This is a genomic window from Streptomyces sp. NPDC058401 (assembly GCF_042722885.1).
GTDB lineage: Bacteria > Actinomycetota > Actinomycetes > Streptomycetales > Streptomycetaceae > Streptomyces.
On the sequence record NZ_JBHXKA010000014.1, the window covers coordinates 1 to 20,223 of the forward strand.

The window sequence follows — 20,223 nt, forward strand, 5'->3', positions numbered from 1 at the left end:
GGCCGTGTCAGCCCCGTACTCCGTGCCCGGCGGGCGGGCCGCCGGCGCCTCGGCGGATGCCGGCCGGCGGGCCGACGTCGCCGCGGGCACCGGGCGGCGGGGTGAATCCGCGCATCTGGTTCGCGTTGGCGAGCTCCTGCATCCTGCTCCAGTCCGGAGCCCCGCCCGAGACCAGCTCGGACAGGCCGATGAAGAAGTTCTCGACGCCGCCGGGGGTGGCGATGACGAGCAACTGGCCGGGCTCGTCACCGACGTTGAGGAACCGGTGCGGAACCCCGCGCGGTCCGTAGATCACGGTGCCCTCGGTGATGGTCTCGGTGACCCCGCCGACCTCGAACTCGTAGGTGCCCTTGTTGACGAAGAACGCCTCGTCGGCGGTCTCGTGGACGTGCAGCGGCGGACCGCTGCCCGGCTGGGTGGTGATCTGGTAGAAGCTGTAGAGCCCGCCGGTGTCCTCCTTGCGCAGCAGGAACCGGCCCTCCTCGCCGAACCAGCAGACGGGCTCGACAGCGTCCCGGCTGACGACTTTGCGCTCGGTCTTCGTTTCGGTCTCCGACATGGCCATCGGTCCTTTCATAGGGGTGTCCGGCAGTGCTCGGACAGACAATCAGCGGTGGCAAAGGGGCTGATTAGGGGCTGATCAGGGGCTGATAAAGGAGCGGTGAAGCGGGCCGGCGGCGTCAGGCCAGCGACGTGCCGCCGTCCGCGACCAGGCAGCTGCCCGTGAGGTACGCGGCGCGCTCGGAGGCGAGGAACGCGATGACCTCGGCGATGTCCTCGGGCGTTCCGTTGCGCCGCAGCGCGGAGCGTTCGGCGGCGGCCCGGCGGGCTTCCTCCGGGATGTGCCGGGCGAGTTCGGTGAGGGTGAGGTTGGGCTCCACCGCGTTGACCCGCACCCCGTGCGGGCCCACCTCCAGCGCCAGCGTGCGTACGGCGGCCTCCACCCCGGCCTTGGCCACGGACAGCGGCAGGAAGCGCGGTGCGGGCCGGCGGGCGAGCGCCGCCCCCACCGCCACCACGGAGCCCGTGCCCCGGGCGATCATGTCGGGAAGGACCGCGTGTGCGGTCACGAACAGCGCCTTGAGCTGCTGTGTGACCACGTGCTCCAGGTCCTCCCAGGCCAGCTCGGTCGCGGGGGCGATGCGTGCCTCGTGGGCGTCGAGACCGGCCGCGTTGAGCACCAGGACGTCGACCGGGCCCAGTTCGGCCCGTACGCCGGCGACCAGCGCGGCCACCTGGCCGGGGTCGGTGACATCGCCCTGGAGCGCCACCGCCTCTCCGCCGTGCCGCCGGATCGTGTCCACGAGGTCCTGGGCCCGGTCCGCGCTCTTGTGGTAGTTGACCGCCACGCGGGCGCCCCGGGCGGCCAGGATCCGCGCGGTGGCCGCGCCGATGCCCCGGCCGGCGCCGGTCACCAGCGCGACGCGGCCGTCGAACTCTGTTGTGGAGTAGGGGTATTGGGTCTGTTCGTCTGCGGGATTCACCCGTTCTTCTCCTCATCATCGTTGTTGGTGCCCTCAGGCCCAGGCCAGCCAGCAGCCGGCGAGCGCCGCGCAGAACGCCAGGACGGCGAAGGCCGTACGCAGCCGGTTGGCGCGGGCCCAGCGGGCCCGCAGGACGTCCCAGCCCCCGGGGATCTCCCGGGCCTCGGCCCAGGCGTCGATCCGACGGTTCATCCGTACGTTGCGCAGCTCCGACACCAGGGCCACGCCCGCCACCGCGGCCACGGCCACGGCGAACGCGGCCTTCGCGGCGGCCCCCGGAGCCAGGAACGACAGCCCGAGCCCGGCGGCCAGGGCCACCTTGTTCACGGTCGGCATCAGCGGGTCGAAGCCGGGGTCCAGGGCCCGGTGGACCTCGGACCAGGTCTGCCGCGGCAGGCCCGACAGCATGGGCACGATGGCGCGTTCCACGGCGATCAGCGCACCCGCCAGCACCCCGGTGCACAGGACGAGGACGGTGGCCAGGGTGGCCAGGACGGCGGCCGGCACGGGCGCCTCACCCCGGGCCGGGGCCGAGCGCCCCGGCCGTGCGCAGAGGGCCCCGCTGGAGCCGGCCGTCCAGCATGAGCGCGTAGCTCTGGCCCTTGGCGACCGAGTCGAAGAAGGTGTACATCGCGGCGTCGCGGACCCGGCACAGCAGCCCGTTGTGGGCCAGCCCGAGCGTGCCGATGCGCCACGAAGCCGTCACCATGTCGGCGGCCCGCGCCCTGCGCGCCTCCTCGAAGGCCCGCAGGGCCTCCGGTACCGCGTCCGGCTCCGCCCGCCCCAGGAGGTCGGCGAGGACCACGCCGCTCTCGATGGCCTGGCCCGCGCCCTGGCTGAGGTTGAGCGTCATCGGATGGGCGGCGTCGCCGATGACCACGACCCGGCCGTCGCTCCAGCCACCGCCCGGCGGACGGTCGTGGATGCTCACCGGCAGGATCGCCTCCTCGTCGGTCGAGGCGATGATCGCGCGGATCGGCTCCGGCCAGTCGCGGTACGCGGCCGCCAGCGCGGCGCCCCGCGACCGGCCGGCCGTGTCGATCCCGGCGGTCGCCCGGTCGCTGGTGATGGCGTCCCAGTAGACCTCGTCCTCGTTCAGCCGGCAGTACAGGAAGCGCAGTCCGCCCTTGCCCCACAGGTTGAAGAAGGTGCCGGTGGGCACCACGGACTCGCCCGGCAGCCGGGTGATGGCCTGCCAGGCCGTGTAGCCCGCGTACCTCGGCGGCGGCTCGAACCCGCCGCGCATCGCGGCGCGGACCGTGGAACGCAGGCCGTCCGCGCCGATCAGTACGTCGCCACGGGCCGAGGAGCCGTCCTCGAAGAGGGCGGTGACCCCGTCGGCGTCCTGCGTGTACCCGGTGAACCGGCTGCCCAGCCGCATGCGGTGCTCACCCACCGCCTCGGTGAGCACCGTGTGCAGCCGGGAGCGGCGCAGGGCCAGGGCGGGAGCGCCGGCCCGCTCGGTCGGCCCGTCCAGGTGCCAGCGGGCCAGCCGGCGGCCGGAATCGGAGCGGAACTCGTGGAAGCGCATGCGGACCGAACCGGACACGACGGCCTCGTCGAGCCCGAGCCTGCGCAGGGACAGTACGGCGTTGTGCCAGAGCATGAAGCCGCCGCCGGTCAGCAGCCGTCCGGGAGTCGGGCGGGCTTCGAACACCTCTGCTTCGATGCCCTGGCGCAGCAGGCCTGCCGCGGTGGTGAGGCCGCCGATGCCGGCGCCGATCACCAGGGCCTTGCGGATGGTCGCCATGGTCGCCGTCCGCTCAGGTGTGGGACGGCACGCTGTCGAGCCGGGCGCGCAGATCGAAGATGCGCCGCTCGATGTCGCCACCGCTCCAGTAGGGGAACATGGGCGCCGCCATCTCGCGGTGGGACGGCGCGTCCTCCCAGGTGCGGAACGCCTCCTCGCTCTCCCACTCGGCGAGCAGGATGTAGCGGCCGGGCTGCTCCGCGTCGCGCAGCAGCTCGTCACGGAGGTGTCCGGGGGTGCCCCGGACCACGGAGGTGACCTGGCGGTAGGCCTCCTCGAAGGCCTCCTGGTCCTTGTCCTCGACACGGGCGGAAACCATGACGCGTACGGTCACGACGGATCACCTTTCAACGGCGGGGCGGTGGTGGTGGCGGCGGTAGTGGTGGCGGTAGTGGTCGAGGTAGTGGTGGCGGTGCCTGAAACGCGCTGGACGAGTTCCAGCACGCGTTTGCGGGCGTTCTCGCGGAACGGCTCCAGCCGGGCGCTGAGCCGCTCCCTCTCGGAGCTGTTCTGGAAGGCCTCCAGGGCGGCCCGGTCGGCCCAGTCGGCCATGATCAGATGCGTACGGGGTTGGCGCGGGTCCCGCAGGAGGGCCTGGGTGACGGAGCCCGGCAGCCGGGCGGCCTCCTGCGCCGTCTCCAGCCAGGCCGCGCGGAACTCCTCCTCGCAGCCCTCCCGTACGGTCATTTCCAGCACGGTGCGCAGCACGGAGCGGGGTCTCCTTCCGGGTCAGATGCCGCCGTCGACATCGAGCGTGGCCCCGGTGACGTAGCGGGCCGCGTGCGAGGCGAGGAACAGCACCACGTCGGCGATCTCCTCGGGGCGTCCGAGCCGGCCCAGCGCGATCATCTGCTCGTAGCGGGCCTTCCCCTCGGGGGTGACGGCCTTCATCTGGTCCGTCTCGATCAGCCCCGAGGCGATGCAGTTGACGCGGATCCCTTGCGGGCCCAACTCCTTGGCCAGCGCCCTGGTCAGCCCCATCACCCCGGCCTTGGAGGCCACGTAGTGGGCGGCGGCGGGCATGCCGTGGTGGGCCACGGCGGAGCTGATGTTGACGATGGAGGCGGTCTCGGCGACGTACGGCAGCACTCCGCGGATCACGTTGTACATACCGGTCAGATTGGTGTCGAGGACCCGCTGCCACTCGGCGGGCGGAAGATCCCGCAGGGGGTGGTGGCTGATCACCCCGGCGTTGTTCACCACGGCGTCGACCGCCCCGAACCGCTCGTGCGCCCCGGCGGCCAGCCGCCCGGCCTGCTCGTGGTCGGCGATGTCGGCGCGCACGAGCGTGCCCCGGGCCCCCAGCTCGTCCAGTTCGGCCCGCAGGGACTCGACCCGCTCGCTCTCGTTGACGTAGCAGGCCGTCACCGCGGCGCCCTGCGCGGCCAGCGCCAGGACCGTGGCCCGGCCGATGCCCCGGGCGCCGCCGGTGACCAGGACGTGCTTTCCCTTGAACCCGGCGCCGTCGCCGAGGAGTTCGCCGCTCATCGGGCCACCGCCGAACCGGCGCCGGCCCGGTCGGCCGCCTCCAGCCGCTCCTTGATGAGCGCGAGCTGGATCTTCGAGTTCGTGTTGATGCGCTCGGTCATGCCGGCATCGTCGAGGGGCGCCTGCGGCTTCATGTGGAACTCCTGCACCCAGCGCATCTCCACACCGGCGTCCGTCTCCCGGTAAGACCAGTGGATGTTCATGAACTCGAAGGGGCCGGTCTCGACGCGGTGCGCCGTGACGGTCCGGTTCGCACGGTCCATGACGCGCTCGGAGACCCAGCTCCAGACCTTGCCGTCGGGCTCCGGGTGGAGGGCCAGCCGGAAGCGCACGGTGTCGTCGTGCCGCTCCAGGATCTCGGCGGAGGCGTACTCGCTGAACAGGTCCGGCCAGCCGGCCACGTCGTTGGTCACGTCCCAGACGAGGTCGAACGGGGCGTCGACGACGATGTGGTTCTCGGTACGGGCCCCGGCCGGCCGCAGTGCCTCGGTGATGAGCGCGTGGATCGCCGGCAGCCGGTCGATGCCGTCGGCGTCCAGCCGGATGTCGTAGCGGTTCTCCACCTCGGTGAGGACGTTGATCAGACCCAGCGAGTCCACCCCCAGGTCGTCGATGGTGGTGGCCGGGTCGGCGGAGCGCAGGGTCTGCGCCGCGACCCCGGTGCACCGCTCGACGACGGCGAGGAAGTCCTCGTAGGACAGCGGTCCGGGGGAGGGCGCATTGGCCTCGGGGGAGGCGGGTGACACGGTCATGACTAGGGATCCTTCCGAGAGAAGGTGATCGGGAACGGGCGTGGCCGTCACGGGGCGACCGCCCGTACGACGAGTGCGGAGTTGAAGCCGCCGTAGCCGCGGGCGAGCACCAGCGCGGTGCGCAGGCGCGCCTCCCGGGGTTCCACGACGAGGTCGATCCGGTGGGCGGGGTCGGCGGTGGTGTTCGGTCCGCCGGGCGGGATCACCTGCTCGCGCAGGGCGAGCAGGGCGGTGACCACGTCGAGCGGCGCGCCGCCCGCGTACAGCCGTCCGTAGCGCGCCTTGGGGGCCGTGACCGGCACCCCGTGCGGGCCGAACACCTCGGCGAGGCAGCGTGCTTCCGCACGGTCCAGCTCGGGCGTGCCCGCCGCGTCGGCGAAGACCACGTCCACGTCCTCCGGCCGGACGCGGGCGTCCGCGAGGGCCGTGCGGACGGCCCGTCGCAGCGCGGTGGGGCCGCCGCCCGCCGAGGTACCGGGCGCCGGGTCGAAGGTGGCCGCGTACCCGGCGACCTCGCCGTAGGGGGCGTCGGCGCCGCGTTCCCGGGCGCTGTCCTCGTCCTCCATCACGAGGATCGCGCCGCCCTCACCGGGTACGTGCCCGCACGCGGCCGCGTCGAACGGCAGGTAGGCGCGCTCGGGGTCGTCGCTGCTACTCAGCCGGCCGGAGGTGGTCTGGCAGGTCAGGGCGTACGGACTCAGCGGCGCCTCGGTGCCGCCGGTCAGGATGACCCGGGCATCCCCGTGCAGCAGGGCGCGGCGGGCCTGCCCGATCGCGTCCAGACCGCCGGCCTGCTCGGCGACGGTGACCCCGCAGGGCCCCTTCATGCCGTGCCGGATGGAGAGCTGGCCGGTCGTGGCCGCGTAGAACCAGGCGATCGACTGGTACGGGCCCACGTGCCGGGGCCCCTTCGACCACAGGGCGGCGATCTCCCGCTGCCCGAAGGCGTTGCCCCCGGAGGAGGAGGCCGTGATGACCCCGAGGTCGTACGGGGAGAAGGCCTCCGGCCGCACCCCCGCGTCGGCCAGCGCCTCCTCGGCCGCCAGCAGCGCGAACTGGCTCCAGCGGTCCGTCTGCACGGCCAGCCGCGGATCGACCCCGGGCAGGGTGACATCGCCGAAGACCTCGCCGACCACCCGGACCGGGAAGCCGTCGGCCTCGAAGTGCGTCACCGGGCCGAGCTCGCTGCGCCCTTCCAGCGCCGCGTCCCAGAAGGCCTTCGCCCCCAGTCCGCCCGGCGCCACCGCGGAGATGCCGGTGACGACCGCCCGGCGGGCGGCTGTCGTGGTGTCAGGCATCGCGCACCACCCGTCCCGGCGCGGTCAGCACCATCGCCGTCTGGAAGCCGCCGAAGCCGCTGCCCACGCTGAGGACGGTGTCGGTGCGCTGCTCCCGGGCCGTCTTCGGCACGTAGTCCAACCCCAGCTCGGGGTCGGGGTGTTCGAGGTTCGCGGTCGGCGGGATCGTGTTCTCGTCGATCGCCAGGGCGCAGGCGGCGAGCTCCAGGGCGCCGATCGCGCCCAGGGAATGGCCCACCATCGACTTGATGGAGCTCACCGGCACCCCGTAGGCGTGCTCGCCGAGCGACACCTTCAGCGCGGAGGTCTCGTGCCGGTCGTTCTGCCGGGTGCCCGATCCGTGGGCGTTGACGTAGTCCACGGCCTGGGCGGGCAGCCGGGCCCGGCCGAGCGCCACCCGTACCGCCTCGGCGAGTTCCTTGCCGTCCGGGCGCAGCCCCGTCATGTGGAAGGCGTTGCTGCGCTGGGCGTACCCGGCGACCTCGCAGTAGATCCTGGCGCCGCGGCGGCGGGCGAACCCCTCCTCCTCCAGGATCAGCACGGCCGCACCCTCGCCGAGCACGAAGCCGTCCCGGTCCCGGTCGAAGGGGCGCGAGGCGTGCGCGGCGTCGCCGTTGTTGGGCGAGGTGGCCTTGATCGCGTCGAAACAGGCCACGGTGATCGGCGAGATGGGCGCGTCCGTCGCGCCGGCCAGGACGATGTCGGCCGTGCCGTCCTCGATGTACTGGGCGCCCTGCGCCACGGAGTCGAGCCCCGAGGTGCAGCCCGTCGACACCACCCGGACCGGTCCCTGGGCCCCGGCCGTCCACGCCACCTCGGCGGCGAGCGCCCCGGGCACCAGGGCCCCGTACAGGTGGGGGTACGGGTCGGTGGCGTCCACCACCCAGCGGCTGCCGCCGTCGCTGACCCGGACGTACTGCTGCTCCAGCGTGACGGTGGAGCCGACCGCGCTGCCGATCGAGACGCCGATGCGGTGCGGTGCCACCTCGTCGGTGTCGATCCCGCTGTCCGCGAGGGCCTCCCGCGCGGCGACCACGGCGAACTGCGCGCTGCGGTCCATGCGCAGGACCTCCTGAGGGCTCAGGCCGGCCGCGGCGGGGTCGAAGTCGCACTCCGCCGCGATCCGGGAGCGGTAGGCCGAGGCGTCGAAGTGCGAGATGGCGCGGGTGGCCGTGCGCCCGTCGGTCAGCAGCTTCCAGAAGGCCTTGGTACCGATGCCCCCGGGCGCCACCACACCGATCCCGGTGACGACGGCCCTGCGGGGACTCACACCGCCTCCTGGCCCGGAAGGGGCTCGGTGTCCACGTGTCCGAGCTCGGGACGGGGTGCGAGCGGGCCCAGCTGGAAGACCAGGAAGGCGGGCTCCGCGCCGTGGTTCTCCAGCCGGTGCCGCACGTTGATCTCCAGGTGGAGCGCCTCGCCCGCGGAGAGCGGGACGGGCTCCCCGTCGACCCGCGCCAGCAGTTCCCCGCTGACGAGGTAGAGGAACTCCTCGGAGTACGGGTGGTAGTGCTCGGTGACCACCTCGCCGGGCTCCAGGGTGAGGACCCCCATGAAGCCCGCGGTGGCACCGGTGTTGGCCGGGCTCAGGAGCGTGCGCAGGTCCCCGCCCCGTCGCCGGTTGGACTCGACGTCCTTCGCCACGATCTTCGTCATCCGTTCGCTGGCCATGCCAGCCTCCTCTCGTTGTTCCGCACCGGCGGTGCGGTTCCCCCCGACGGCGGCGCGGCCGCCGTCATTGCCCGGACGCGCGGGCGGCGAGTCGTCTCAGCCCTCCGCGCGCCAGGTGTAGAACTCGTGCGCCATCGCGTCCCGCGGACCGCGCCAGGTCGCGGGGTCGTAGGCGGCGATGTGCGGGCTCAGCCGGTCGCTGACATCGGTGAACAGTTCGTGGCCCGTCAGCTCGCCGATCGGACCGCGCACGTCCTCCTCGGAGGCCATGTAGTGCAGGTAGAGATCGTGGAATCGGAACAGCCTGCGTTCCTTCACGCCGATCAGATGAGGAAGCTCGCCGGCATCGGATTCGGCGAATATGCGCTTCACGTCAGCTGCGGCGGTCGGCTTCATGCGAGCCACGATAAGAGTGCTGCGCATTCACTTTCCTTCCGTTCCAGGTTCGGCCGCCCGGTGAGCGGCCACATCAGAATCGCCCGGGGGGCTAAAGCGCTGATGAGGGCGGAGAAAAGCCGCCGGGACAAAGCCGCCGGACGGATTGCGGACGGATCGCGGAGCGATTGCGCAGTGATTGCGCAGGGTGCGCGGCCGGGGACCGCCGGGGCGGAGCCCGTACGCCGGTACGTGCTCCCGGCACTCCCAGATTGCCCAGTCGCCGTTCCCGCAAGGCCTGGGGCGGCGCCGGCCGCACCTCTGTGACCAGCGGCCGAACGGCGGGGAGCGGTGCTCCGGTACGGGTGCTTCGGACGAAAGTACGCCCCGCCTCGTCCTTTGGGCCGTAGGCGGCGTCAACCTCGCATCGTTAAGGTCGGGTACCTGCAATGCCCTGCTTCCGGAGCTCGAATTCCGTGCCGGTGCGGGGAGCGCGCAGTCTTTCATAGGGGGATTACGTGGAGAGCTTGACCGTTCCGGAAATCGAGGAAAGGGATACCGAGGCCGTGGAGGCGCGAGTGCTCCGGGAAGTGTGCGGACGATATCCGACCGGTGTTGCGGTCATCACCTGCCGGGGGGAGGGGGAGGAGCCGGTGGGGGTCACGGTGAACTCGTTCACCTCGGTCTCGCTCGACCCCGCGCTGGTGCTCGTCTGCGTCCACCGGGACTCGCGGGCGCTGGCGGCCATCCAGGCCTCGGGCTCCTTCGCCGTCAACATCCTGGCCTCGGACCAGGCGGCCCTGTGCCGCGCCTTCGCCCGCCGCGACACCGCCGGCTTCGGCGAACTGGCCCACGCCCCCGGCGCGACCGGATCCCCGGTCCTCGGGGACGCGCTGGCCTTCCTCGACTGCCGGCTGCACACCACGTTCCCGGGCGGCGACCACGTGATCGTCATCGGCGAGGTCGTCGACCTGGGCCTCCTGCGTGAGGAGCAGCCGCTGACCTTCTTCCGCAGCGCCCATCCGCGACTGGAGGTCCTGGCATGACCGCCACCATGGAACGCCAGGCGCCGTGCGGCGTGCCGGACCTCACCCCGCGCAGGGTCGCCCTGCGGCTGCTGGGGCCACTGGAGATCATGGTGGACTCGGTCGAAGTGCTGCTGCCCCAGCGCAAACTGCGCCAGCTCCTGGCCACGCTCCTGGTCCGGCCCAACGGAACCGTCTCCAACGAGGCGCTCATCCGCGAGCTGTGGGGCGACCGGCCGCCGGCCACCGCGCTCGCCGCCCTGCGGGTGTACGTCTCACAGCTGCGCAAGTTCCTGATCCGCCACGACCTCGACGGCCGCTGGTGCACCCTGCGCACCCGGGCGCCGGGCTACCAGCTCCAGGTCAACGACGGCATCCTCGACACCGTCTGCTTCGACCGGCTGTGCGCGCTGGCCGCGGATTCCGAACGGGCCGGCCACCACGAACTGGCCCTGAAGCAGTACCGCGAAGCCCTGGCGCTGCGCCGGGGCCCGACCCTGGAGGGCCTGCGGGACAGCTCGGCGCTCTCGGGCACCGCCCTGCAGTACGACGAGGCCTGCATGACCGCGCTCAAGCGCCGCATCGACCTGGACCTGCGGCTCGGCCGGCACCTGGAACTGGTCGGCGAGCTGAGCCGGCTGGTGGCGGAGAACCCCCTCAGCGAAGGGCTCTGCGCCCGGCTCATGCTGGTCCTGCACCGCAGCGGCCGCAGCGGCGACGCGCTGGCCTCCTACCGCCGCACCCGCGAGCTGCTCATCGAGGAACTCGGCATCGAGCCGGGCCTGGAACTGCGGATGGCCCACCAGACCGTGCTCGCCGACGACACGGTGTTCCACCTGTCCGACCGGCTCTCGGCCTGAACGGCCGTGACCGTGTCCGAACCAGTGTCCGAGCCCGTGTCCGAGCCCGTGTCCGAGCCCGTGTCCGAGTCCCTGTCCCCGTCCGGGCCCCTCCCCGTACCCGCGTTCGTGAAGCGGATCCTGCGCTTCTGCGTGGACGCGCTGATCGTCTACGGCGAGACGCAGTTCTTCGTACCCGGCCCGCACTTCCCGGCCGCTCCCGACGGCCGGGGGGCCCTGCGGGGACTCCCGCCGGGCCACCCCGAACGCATGCCCCGTGACCGGCAGTTGACGGCCTCGGAGCGGGCGCTCGACCGCCAGCTGAAGGGCCTCTAGGAAGGCGTCCGCCCGGACTCCCGCCGGCCCTGGAGGGGCGCCACCGCGGTGATGACGAGCAGGATGAAGGCGATCAGCGCGGTGGAGGTGCGGGTGCGGTTGAACAGGTCCCAGCGGTGCAGGATCTCGGCGTAGTCGGCCGGCGCGGAGCTGGTGGCCCACTCCTTGATCTGCGCGTTGATCGGCACGTTCCCGAAGCGGGTGACCAGGAAGGAGGTCCCCACCAGCAGGGTCGCCCCCGCCGCGAGCGCCCGCTCCCGGCCGCGCGTCTGCAGGGTCAGCGCCAGTGAGCTGATCCCGGCGGCCGCCATCGCGGAGAGCATCACCGGCGAGTTCATCTTCATCAGTTCGGCGTGGAAGGTCAGCCGCATGTCCAGCGGCACCTCCCAGAAGGTCGGTCCGAGATTGACCGCTCCGTAGCCGAAGGCACCGGCGAGCAGGCCGGTGGCGGCGACGGCTATGCCCTTCGTCGCGCGAACACGCATGAATGTTCCTCCAGTTGAATCCGTCGGCCCGTGCCGTGGAGTCGTCGCGAGGACGAGGCACCCACCGTAACCGAACCCGTCGCCCATCCATGTGAGGTGCCGGGCCCAGGAGTTGCGCCCACCACCCGGAGGTCCCATGTCATTCGAAGCGAAGGCCGCCCCGGCTCCCGTTCCCGGGGCGGGCGCCCCGGCGCGGGCGGGAGCCGGCCACCGGCCGGTCCTGGCCCTGCTCGTCATCGCCGCGGCCGAGCTGATGGTGGTGCTCGACGCGACCATCGTGAACATCGCCCTGCCGAGCATCCAGAGCGGCCTGGAGATCCCCGCCGGCAACCTCGCCTGGGTGGTGAACGCCTACGCGGTCGCCTTCGGCGGACTGATGCTGCTCGGCGGCAGGGCCGGGGACCTCTTCGGCCGCCGCCGGGTGTTCCGCTTCGGCATCGCCCTCTTCGTCCTGGCCTCCGTCCTCGGCGGCCTGGCCCCCAGCGCCGGACTCCTCATCGGCGCACGGGTGCTCCAGGGGGTGGGCGCCGCCGTCGCGGCGCCCACCGCCCTCGCGCTGATCGCCACCAACTTCCCCGAGGGCAGGGAACGCAACCGGGCGATGGGCACCTACGCCGCCATGGCGGGGGCCGGTTCGACCGTCGGCCTGATCCTGGGCGGCGTCCTCACCGAGTACCTCGACTGGCGCTGGGTGCTGCTGGTGAACATCCCCATCGGGATCGGGGTGCTGGCCGGAACCGCGGTGCTCGACGAGGCCGACCGATCCGACGGGAAGCTCGACGTCTCGGGCGCGGCGGCCGGCACCGCCGGCCTGCTCTGCCTGGTGTACGCGGTCACCCGCGGCGGCCAGCAGGGCTGGGCCGACGCCGTCACCCTCGGCTGCTTCGCCACCGCCGCGGTGCTGCTGGTGCTGTTCCTGCTGCGCCAGTCCCGCATCGCGCACCCCATGCTCCCGCTGCGCGTCCTCAAGGACCGCAACCGCGCGGGTACCTACGCCGCCCTGTTCCTCGCGGGCCTCGGCATGTTCTCCACGTTCTACTTCCTCACCCTCTTCATGCAGCACGTGCTCGGCTACGGCGCCGTGCGCACGGGGCTCGCCTACCTGCCGTTCAGCGCCGGCATCGGCATGACGGCCGCGATCGGCTCGAAGCTCGTGCTCCGGCTGGCGCCCCGGCTGGTGGCCGCACCCGGCCTGGTGATCGCCGCGGCCGGCATGCTCTGGCTGGGCACCCTGACGCCGCACGCCTCGTACGCGGGTGTGCTGATGCCCGCCATGTTCGTCACCGGCGCCGGTCTCGGCTGCGCCTTCGTGCCGCTGACCCTCGGCGCGGTGCGCGGGGTCGCGGAGTACGACTCGGGCAGCGCCTCGGGGCTGCTCAACACCGCGCAGCAGATCGGCGGGGCGCTCGGCGTGGCCGGGCTGGCCGCCCTGTCGACGGCGTTCGCGGGCGACCGCCTGCCGGGCGCCGACGCCGCCTACTTCTCGGGGCTGCGCACGCACGACACGGAGCTCGTGGCCCGGGCCCAGGAGGCCATGACGTACGGCTACACCCGGGCCTTCACCGGCGGGGCGCTGGTCTTCGCGACGGCCGCGCTGATCGTGGCCGTGGTCAACGACGCGGGCCGCCCGGAGCCCTCGGCCGACCACTGACGCACGGGCACGGGCACGGGCACGGCCGCGTCCGCCGACGCGGTCGTGCCCTCGACTCCCTTCCCGGTTACGGGACCCAGTGGTTGCCCGAAGCGGTGATCATGACCTGGAGCTGGATGCTCGCGGAGAAGTAACTGCTGGTGTCGACCGGGGCGGCCAGCATCTTGGTCCACAGCGCGTCCAGCCAGGCCTGGCTGCCGGGGTCGGTCATGGCCGCCAGGGCGAACGGGGCGAAGTACGCCGCCTCGCTCCCGGAGGAGATCTGCGTGCCGTCGAGCTTGTAGCCGACGGCGATCTTGTTCGGGTCGCCGCCCGTCTTGGCCTTGATCCAATTGTTGATCTTCCGCGCCGAGGCCAGGGACTTGGTGTCCCCGCTGGTCACCGCGTCGTCCGCGATGCGCCACGGGGTGCGGCAGGCGTTCCACCAGTACGCACCGTCGTTCGGGTCCTCGAGGACCTGGCCGGGGGCGGGCTTGGGGGTGGTGTTGGTGTTGACGACGAAGTCGGGCAGCAGCCCGGTGTTCGGCGCGTAGGAGGCCTGCAGGCTGGTGATCTGGTTCTGGTGCGCGGTGCGGACGGTGTCCCAGGCCGCGTCGCCGGTGGCCGCCCGGAAGGCCCGGAAGTGGTCGACCATCCAGTCCGAGGTGCGGGTGATCCAGTAGTACTGGTCGCCGGAGCTGCTCCAGTCGCCCAGCTTGAGCAGGTTGGTGGACGGATTGAGCTCGTCCTTCTTGATCGCGTTGATGTGCTTGATCGCGAGGGCCTTGTAGTTGTAAGTGCCCGCGCTGCCCCACTGCTTGTCGGCGAGCAGTAGCCCGTACGCGACGTCCATGTCGCCGTCGGTCGCGCCGTCACCGCCGTTGACGCTGCGGCAGGCGGTGTCCTGTTCCGCGGCGAGCAGGTCCGGGTTGACCGCCGAAGGGTGGTCGATCGTCCACTTGGTCAGACCGTCGAAGATCTTCTTCGCGTCCGGGTCGGCGCCGGCCATCGTCGCGGCGATCACCATGCCGTACCCCTGGGCCTCGGCCACGTAGGGGTGGTCGGCGTCGGGGGAGATGACCTGGTACCAGCCGTTGCCGCAGTTCTGCCGGACGAAGGCGGACTTCCAGGTGGTGTAGTAGTCGATGGTCTTCTGGTCGAGCGTGCCCTGGGCGCCGGTCGGCTTCAGCGTCCCGGCGGCGTAGGGGCGGGTGTGGCTGCCGAACGGAACCGCCGGACCGGAGCCGCTCGCGGGCGGGGTGGTGACGCTGAGCGCATTGCTCGCCGCCGAGGTGTTGCCCGCCGCGTCCCGCGCCTTGACCGTGTACCCGTAGCCGGTGGAGGCCGTGAGGCCGGTGTCCGTGTACGAGGTTCCGGTGGCCGTCGTGACGAGCGTGGCGCCGCGGTAGATGTCGTAGCCGGTGACGCCCACGTTGTCGGTGGCGGCGTTCCAGGCCAGCGAGACGCTGTTCGCGGTGGTCGCCGTGGAGCGCAGGGCGCCCGGAGCGCTCGGCGGGGTGGTGTCGGAGCCGCCGGAGACGGGGGAGCCGTAGACCTCGAACTCCCAGAGGGAGTAGCCGTACGCGGTGCCCCGCGCGGTGCCGTGCATGCGGACGTAGCGCCCGGTCCCGGTGAGGGTCAGGTCGTCGGTCGCGCCGTTCCCGGTGCTCGTGGAGTAGACGTCGGTCCAGTTCGTCCCGTCGTTCGAGGTCTGGATCTTGTACGTCTTCCCGTACGCGGCCTCCCAGTTGAGCTTCACCCGGCTGATGGTGTGCGCCGACCCGAGGTCGATGCGGATCCACTGGGGGTCCGCGCCCTCCGCGCTGGCCCAGCGCGTCGAGGCGCTCGCGTCCACCGCCTTGGCGGCCTCGAAGCCGCTCCCCTCGACCGAGGAGGCGGTCGTGGGCTTTCCGGTCGACACCAGCGCCGCGGCGGCGGCCGGGGCGACGGCCGCCGGGGCATGGACCCGGACCCCGGTTCCGGCGGCGGCTTCGGCCGGGGCGCTGAGGCCGGAGAGGCCCGCCACGGCGGCGGCGAGGGCGGCGAAGCCCGCCAGCGGGCGGTGCCAGTGGGGTTGGCGACGGTCTCTGTGCGCGGAACGTTGCTGATGTGCTCGTGACATCGGGCGTCCTCGGGTGAGTGCTGCGCGAGTGGGGGGAGCGCCGATTCGGAAGACCGGCCAATGGTTAGGAATGGTTCCTAACCATTGGCGGAGAGAGTAGAAACGGAACGGGGCACCGCGCAAGACCCCGGGCGCGATCCGTCGGTGCGGCGCACGGCCACCGGCCCCTGCGCCCCGGGAGAAACCCCGGAAGGCGAGCCGTGATCGCCGGTTAGCCTGGGGAAATGCTCACAGAAGTGATCGCGACCCGATACGTCACGCCCTTGCGGGAGGGCGGCTCGCTCCCGGGGATCGTGGAAGCCGACGACCTCGGTACATACGTCATGAAGTTCACCGGGGCCGGCCAGGGGCGCAAGACCCTGGTCGCCGAGGTCATCTGCGGCCGGCTGGCCCAGCGGCTGGGGCTGCGCGTCCCCACGCTGGTGCAGATGCAGCTCGACCCGGTCATCGGGCTCGGCGAGCCCGACCAGGAGGTCCAGGAGCTGCTCAAGGCCAGCGGCGGGCTGAACCTCGGGATGGACTACCTCCCCGGCTCGATCGGCTTCGACCCGCTCGCGTACCAGGTGGGCCCCGTGGAGGCGGGGCGCGTGGTCTGGTTCGACGCACTGATCAACAACGTCGACCGGTCCTGGCGCAACCCCAACATGCTCGTCTGGCACGGGGACCTCTGGCTCATCGACCATGGCGCCACCATGATCTGGCACCACAACTGGCCCACCGCCCAGAGCGCCGCGGCCAAGCCCTACAACGCCTCCGACCACGTACTGGCCCCGGTCGGCCCGGACATCGCCGCGGCGGCCGCCGCGCTCGCGCCGCTGGTCACCGAGGAGCTGCTCACCGAGGTCGCGGCCGACGTGCCCGACGAGTGGCTGGTCGACGAGCCGGGCTTCGACTCCGCCGACGCGCTGCGCCGCGCCTACGTGGAGGCCCTGCTGCCGCGCGCGGCCACGATCCACGAGAGGATCACGACGGAGGCCGAGGTGAAGGTCCGGACGGGTCCGCCCGGCTGGCTCGCCGACCGCCTCGACCCCCGTCCCCGGAAGATGAAGAGCGACAGCGAGTGATCAAGCGGGACGTGTTCGAGTACGCACTGGTGCGCGTGGTGCCCCGGATGGAGCGCGGCGAGTGCTTCAACGCCGGGGTGATCGTCTACTGCCGGGGGCAGTCCTACGTCCGCGCGCGCACCCACCTCGACGAGGCCAAGCTGCTCGCCCTGGACCCGCAGGCCGATGTGGCCGGGGTGCGGGCCGCCCTGCGCGGGGTCGAGGGCGTGTGCGAGGGCGGCGAGTCCGCCGGCCAGGCGGCGGGCGACGACGCGGGACGGCGGTTCCGGTGGCTGATCGCCCCGCGCAGCACGGTGGTGCAGCCGGGCCCGGTCCACACGGGACTGACGGCCGACGCCGCCGCCGAGGTGGAGCGGCTGCTGGACCTCCTGGTCCGGTGAGCCGCTGATCGGCACGGTTCACCGACGCGGTTCACCGACCCGGGACGCGGGTCGTCGACGCGGGTCCGGAGCCCTGGCACGTGGTGGCGTTGACACCGGGTGCCAGGGCTCCTAGCGTCTCCTCAGCTGAAGCTACTAAGCGGTTGCTCACCCCTGAGGGGCCGCTTTTCCCAGTGCGAGGAGATCCAGCATGTCCACCACCGAGCAGCGCGTCGCGATCGTGACCGGGGCGGCCCGGGGCATCGGCGCCGCCACCGCCGTACGCCTGGCCGCCGAAGGCCGGGCGGTCGCCGTACTCGACCTGGACGAGGCGGCCTGCAAGGACACCGTGGAGACCATCACGGCGGCCGGCGGCACGGCCGTCGCGATCGGCTGCGACGTCTCCGACAGCGCGCAGGTGGAGGCGGCCGTGGAGCGGGTGGTGAGCCTGCTCGGCGCCCCGACCATCCTCGTCAACAACGCGGGCGTGCTGCGGGACAACCTGCTCTTCAAGATGAGCGACACCGACTGGGACACCGTCATGAACGTGCACCTGCGCGGTGCGTTCCTGATGTCGAAGGCCTGTCAGAAGCACATGGTGGCAGCCAAGTTCGGCCGGATCGTGAGCCTCTCCAGCAGCTCGGCGCTCGGCAACCGCGGCCAGGCCAACTACTCGGCGGCCAAGGCCGGTCTGCAGGGCTTCACCAAGACCCTGGCCATCGAGCTCGGCAAGTTCGGCATCACCGCGAACGCCGTCGCCCCCGGTTTCATCGTCACCGAGATGACCGCGCACACGGCCGCCCGGGTCGGCATGGACTTCGAGGACTTCCAGGCCGCGGCCGCCACCCAGATCCCGGTGCAGCGCGTCGGGCGCCCGGACGACGTGGCGAACGCCATCGCCTTCTTCACCGGCGAGTCCGCCGGTTTCGTTTCCGGCCAGGTCATGTACGTGGCCGGCGGCCCGCTCAGCTGACGAGGAAGGCGCACACCATGACGTACGACGGAACGGACAGCGGCAAGGTCGCGCTCATCACCGGGGCGAGCCGGGGCATCGGCTACGGCATCGCCGAGGCCCTGGTGGCCCGCGGCGACCGGCTCTGCATCACCGGCCGCAACGAGGAGGCCCTCAAGGAGGCCGTGGAGCGGCTCGGCGCGGACCGGGTGATCGCGGTCGCGGGCAAGGCGCACGACGAGGCCCACCAGGCCGTCGCCGTGGAACGCACGATGGAGGCCTTCGGCCGCGTCGACTTCCTGATCAACAACGCCGGGACCAATCCGGTCTTCGGGCCGATCGCGGACCTGGACCTCGGGGTCGCCCGCAAGGTCTTCGAGACCAACGTGATCTCGGCGCTCGGCTTCGCCCAGCGGACCTGGCACGCCTGGCAGAAGGAGAACGGCGGCGCGATCGTCAACATCGCCTCGATCGCCGGGGTCTCCGCCTCGCCCTTCATCGGGGCGTACGGGATGAGCAAGGCGGCCATGGTCAACCTGACGCTCCAGCTCGCCCACGAGATGGCGCCGGGGGTCCGGGTCAACGCGATCGCCCCGGCCGTGGTGAAGACCAGGTTCGCGCAGGCGCTCTACGAGGGCCGCGAGCAGGAGGCGGCCGCGGCCTATCCGCTGGGCCGCCTCGGGGTCCCGGCGGACATCGGCGGGGCCGCCGCGTTCCTCACATCTGCACAAGCGGAATGGATCACCGGACAAACTCTCGTCGTCGACGGGGGAATGTTCCTCAATGCCGGAGTGCATTGACCGATAGTCGGACGCATTTGCCTCCAAGGGGGAGGCAAATGCGTACCGAATGGGCACTTAATCGGTCAAGTGCCGCACGAAACCTACCCATTGGATTCGTGATGCTCTGCGGTAGGGTCTGCCGCACCCCTGGCTGATCGAGGAGCGTGCACGTGTTCAACCGGACCAGATGCCTGCAGATCACTGCGGCCCTTGCGTCCATATCCCTGCTCTCCGGATGCGGCCTGTTTTCGGACGACGGCGGCAATGGAGAACAGCGGATTGTCGTCGGAACGACGAGCGCACCCACGACCCTCGATCCAGCCGCGGCCTGGGACGGCTCCTGGGAGCTCTACCGGAACGTCTACCAGACCCTGCTGGCGTTCCCCACGGGTGCCACCAAGCCCCAGCCCGACGCCGCGCAGAACTGCGAGTTCACCGACGCCGGGAACGAGTCGTACCGCTGCACGATCCGCAAGGGCCTGAAGTTCTCCGACGGCGAGCCGCTCGACGCCAAGGCCGTCAAGCACTCCCTGGACCGGATCAAGACCATCAACGCCCCGTCCGGGCCGAAGGCGCTCTTCGGCAGCCTCGACAAGATCGAGACCCCGGACTCCCAGACGGTGGTCTTCCACTTGAACACCCCGGACGCGACGTTCCCCTTCGTGCTCGGCTCCCCGGCCGCCTCGCTCGTCTCGCCGAAGCAGTACCCGGCGGACAAGCTGCGCGAGGGCGACAAGGTCACCGGCTCCGGCCCGTACACCCTGGAGTCGTACAAGGAAGCCGGCGAGGCGGTCCTGAACCGCAACGAGAGCTACAACGGCTTCGCCAACCGCCGCAACGGCGGGGTGACCATCCGCTATTTCGCCGACTCCAAGAAGATGATCGCCGCCCTCAAGGGCAAGGAGATCGACGCGACCTACCGCGGCCTCTCCGCCGACGAGGTCAAGGACCTCCAGTCCCCCGCCTCGCACGACGCGGGCGTCCAGGTCGTCGAGAACGTCGGCTCGGAGATCCGCTACCTGATCTTCAACCCCACGGACCCGCAGGTCGCGAAGGTCGAGGTGCGCCGGGCGATCGCGCAGATCGTCGACCGCGGGGCGCTCGTCTCGAAGGTCTACCAGGGCACCGCCGAGCCGCTCTACTCGATGGTCCCCAAGGGGGTCGTCGGCCACAAGACGCCGTTCTACGACTCCTACGGCCAGCCGGACGTGGCCAAGGCCAAGAAGGCCCTCAAGGACGCCGGGATCCCCACGCCGGTGAACCTGACCTTCTGGTACACCACCGACCGCTACGGCGCCTCCACGGCCGACGAGTTCACCGAGCTCAAGCGCCAGCTCGACGAGAGCGGACTCTTCAAGATCACCCTGCGCGGGCAGCCCTGGAAGGCCTTCCAGGAGGGCTACAAGAAGGGCGAGTACCCGGTCTTCGGCCGCGGCTGGTTCCCCGACTTCCCGGACCCGGACAACTTCATCGCCCCGTTCGTCGGCAAGGACAACGCGGTCGGCACCCCGTACGAGTCCGCCGAGATCCTGAGCACGATCCTGCCCAAGTCCCGCCGCGAGAGCGACCGGTCGGCCGGCATCCACGAGTTCGAGAAGGCCCAGCAGATCTTCGCCGACGACGTCCGGCTGTTGCCCCTGTGGCAGGGCAAGCTGTACGTGGCCGCCCGCGACGACATCGCCGGCGCCGAGCGGGCGCTCGACCCGCAGACCGTCATGCAGGTGTGGGAGCTGTACCGCAAGACCAGCTGGTAGCAGGCCCGTACGCCGCCCCGCCCGTCCGCACCGCCCACCCGGGCGGGGCGGGCGGGC

Annotated in this window: 23 protein-coding genes and 1 pseudogene; 9 read left to right on the top strand and 15 right to left on the bottom strand. The window is 71.8% G+C overall.

Going from position 1 to position 20,223, the window contains the following annotated elements; translation table 11 throughout:
• Positions 1–7: 7 nt before the first annotated feature.
• The 13 genes and pseudogenes from ACFWNV_RS07555 to ACFWNV_RS07615 all read right to left on the bottom strand — a co-directional run bounded on the left by ACFWNV_RS07555 (position 8) and on the right by ACFWNV_RS07615 (position 8,866).
• A complete protein-coding gene (locus ACFWNV_RS07555; RefSeq protein WP_383941996.1) occupies positions 8–559 on the bottom strand; it encodes a cupin domain-containing protein in 552 nt (183 codons plus the stop codon).
• A gap of 121 nt (positions 560–680) precedes the next feature.
• Positions 681–1,484, bottom strand: a complete 804-nt coding sequence (locus ACFWNV_RS07560) for an SDR family NAD(P)-dependent oxidoreductase (RefSeq protein ID WP_383941999.1) — start codon at positions 1,482–1,484, stop codon at positions 681–683.
• A 33-nt stretch (positions 1,485–1,517) separates the two neighbouring features.
• Positions 1,518–1,991 (bottom strand): anthrone oxygenase family protein, encoded by a 474-nt coding sequence (locus ACFWNV_RS07565; protein WP_383942001.1) that lies wholly within the window; start codon positions 1,989–1,991, stop codon positions 1,518–1,520.
• 7 nt (positions 1,992–1,998) lie between these two features.
• Entirely contained in the window at positions 1,999–3,234 is a 1,236-nt protein-coding gene (locus ACFWNV_RS07570) for an FAD-dependent monooxygenase (protein ID WP_383942004.1), read from the bottom strand.
• A gap of 13 nt (positions 3,235–3,247) precedes the next feature.
• A complete protein-coding gene (locus ACFWNV_RS07575; protein ID WP_383942007.1) occupies positions 3,248–3,553 on the bottom strand; it encodes an antibiotic biosynthesis monooxygenase family protein in 306 nt (101 codons plus the stop codon).
• A gap of 11 nt (positions 3,554–3,564) precedes the next feature.
• Complete coding sequence (locus ACFWNV_RS07580) at positions 3,565–3,942, bottom strand: antibiotic biosynthesis monooxygenase family protein (RefSeq protein WP_383942010.1); 378 nt, start codon at positions 3,940–3,942, stop codon at positions 3,565–3,567.
• A gap of 21 nt (positions 3,943–3,963) precedes the next feature.
• The gene (locus tag ACFWNV_RS07585; protein WP_383942013.1) at positions 3,964–4,722 is read right to left on the bottom strand and encodes an SDR family NAD(P)-dependent oxidoreductase; all 759 of its coding nucleotides are present in this window, start codon (positions 4,720–4,722) and stop codon (positions 3,964–3,966) included.
• Positions 4,719–5,204 carry an SRPBCC family protein gene (locus tag ACFWNV_RS07590; protein ID WP_383942272.1) on the bottom strand — a complete coding sequence of 162 codons (486 nt, stop codon included), beginning with the start codon at positions 5,202–5,204 and terminating at the stop codon, positions 4,719–4,721. The genes ACFWNV_RS07585 and ACFWNV_RS07590 overlap by 4 nt, the downstream gene beginning before the upstream one ends.
• 24 nt (positions 5,205–5,228) lie before the next feature.
• Positions 5,229–5,474: pseudogene (locus tag ACFWNV_RS07595) on the bottom strand (acyl carrier protein); the annotation flags it as partial.
• Positions 5,475–5,521: 47 nt separating this feature from the next.
• A complete protein-coding gene (locus tag ACFWNV_RS07600; protein ID WP_383942016.1) occupies positions 5,522–6,772 on the bottom strand; it encodes a ketosynthase chain-length factor in 1,251 nt (416 codons plus the stop codon).
• Entirely contained in the window at positions 6,765–8,042 is a 1,278-nt protein-coding gene (locus ACFWNV_RS07605) for a beta-ketoacyl-[acyl-carrier-protein] synthase family protein (RefSeq protein WP_383942019.1), read from the bottom strand. The genes ACFWNV_RS07600 and ACFWNV_RS07605 overlap by 8 nt, the downstream gene beginning before the upstream one ends.
• The gene (locus ACFWNV_RS07610; RefSeq protein ID WP_351440435.1) at positions 8,039–8,443 is read right to left on the bottom strand and encodes a cupin domain-containing protein; all 405 of its coding nucleotides are present in this window, start codon (positions 8,441–8,443) and stop codon (positions 8,039–8,041) included. Before ACFWNV_RS07610 ends, ACFWNV_RS07605 begins: the two co-directional genes overlap by 4 nt.
• A 96-nt stretch (positions 8,444–8,539) precedes the next feature.
• Positions 8,540–8,866: a TcmI family type II polyketide cyclase gene (locus ACFWNV_RS07615; RefSeq protein WP_383942022.1), complete on the bottom strand. Its 327-nt coding sequence runs from the start codon at positions 8,864–8,866 to the stop codon at positions 8,540–8,542.
• A 542-nt stretch (positions 8,867–9,408) separates the two neighbouring features.
• Between ACFWNV_RS07615 and ACFWNV_RS07620 the strand changes: the two genes are divergently transcribed.
• The 3 genes from ACFWNV_RS07620 to ACFWNV_RS07630 are packed head-to-tail and all read left to right on the top strand — an operon-like array spanning position 9,409 to position 11,018.
• A complete protein-coding gene (locus ACFWNV_RS07620) occupies positions 9,409–9,864 on the top strand; it encodes a flavin reductase family protein (RefSeq protein ID WP_383942025.1) in 456 nt (151 codons plus the stop codon).
• A complete protein-coding gene (locus tag ACFWNV_RS07625; RefSeq protein ID WP_383942027.1) occupies positions 9,861–10,703 on the top strand; it encodes a BTAD domain-containing putative transcriptional regulator in 843 nt (280 codons plus the stop codon). Before ACFWNV_RS07620 ends, ACFWNV_RS07625 begins: the two co-directional genes overlap by 4 nt.
• Positions 10,704–10,739: 36 nt before the next feature.
• Entirely contained in the window at positions 10,740–11,018 is a 279-nt protein-coding gene (locus ACFWNV_RS07630; protein WP_383942030.1) for a DUF6059 family protein, read from the top strand.
• On the opposite strand, the gene ACFWNV_RS07635 is transcribed toward ACFWNV_RS07630, so the two are convergent.
• Entirely contained in the window at positions 11,015–11,503 is a 489-nt protein-coding gene (locus tag ACFWNV_RS07635) for an anthrone oxygenase family protein (RefSeq protein WP_383942033.1), read from the bottom strand. The genes ACFWNV_RS07630 and ACFWNV_RS07635 overlap by 4 nt on opposite strands.
• 136 nt (positions 11,504–11,639) lie before the next feature.
• On the opposite strand from ACFWNV_RS07635, the gene ACFWNV_RS07640 reads away from it, so the two are divergent.
• Positions 11,640–13,154 (top strand): MFS transporter, encoded by a 1,515-nt coding sequence (locus ACFWNV_RS07640; protein ID WP_383942036.1) that lies wholly within the window; start codon positions 11,640–11,642, stop codon positions 13,152–13,154.
• A 67-nt stretch (positions 13,155–13,221) separates the two neighbouring features.
• Here the strand turns inward: ACFWNV_RS07640 and ACFWNV_RS07645 are convergent, their stop codons facing one another.
• Complete coding sequence (locus tag ACFWNV_RS07645) at positions 13,222–15,255, bottom strand: glycosyl hydrolase family 8 (RefSeq protein WP_383942039.1); 2,034 nt, start codon at positions 15,253–15,255, stop codon at positions 13,222–13,224.
• A 224-nt stretch (positions 15,256–15,479) separates the two neighbouring features.
• Here ACFWNV_RS07645 and ACFWNV_RS07650 point away from each other — a divergent pair, with 224 nt between their 5' ends.
• From ACFWNV_RS07650 to ACFWNV_RS07670, 5 genes are all read left to right on the top strand, one after another.
• The gene (locus ACFWNV_RS07650; RefSeq protein ID WP_383942042.1) at positions 15,480–16,319 is read left to right on the top strand and encodes a HipA family kinase; all 840 of its coding nucleotides are present in this window, start codon (positions 15,480–15,482) and stop codon (positions 16,317–16,319) included.
• Positions 16,316–16,699 (top strand): DUF3037 domain-containing protein, encoded by a 384-nt coding sequence (locus ACFWNV_RS07655; protein ID WP_383942045.1) that lies wholly within the window; start codon positions 16,316–16,318, stop codon positions 16,697–16,699. Before ACFWNV_RS07650 ends, ACFWNV_RS07655 begins: the two co-directional genes overlap by 4 nt.
• 190 nt (positions 16,700–16,889) lie before the next feature.
• Entirely contained in the window at positions 16,890–17,651 is a 762-nt protein-coding gene (fabG, locus tag ACFWNV_RS07660) for a 3-oxoacyl-ACP reductase FabG (RefSeq protein WP_383942048.1), read from the top strand.
• 17 nt (positions 17,652–17,668) lie between these two features.
• Positions 17,669–18,430, top strand: coding sequence for an SDR family oxidoreductase (locus tag ACFWNV_RS07665; RefSeq protein ID WP_383942051.1), 762 nt, complete (start codon positions 17,669–17,671; stop codon positions 18,428–18,430).
• 152 nt (positions 18,431–18,582) lie between these two features.
• Positions 18,583–20,166 carry an ABC transporter substrate-binding protein gene (locus tag ACFWNV_RS07670; protein ID WP_383942054.1) on the top strand — a complete coding sequence of 528 codons (1,584 nt, stop codon included), beginning with the start codon at positions 18,583–18,585 and terminating at the stop codon, positions 20,164–20,166.
• The last annotated feature ends 57 nt before the right edge of the window (positions 20,167–20,223 follow it).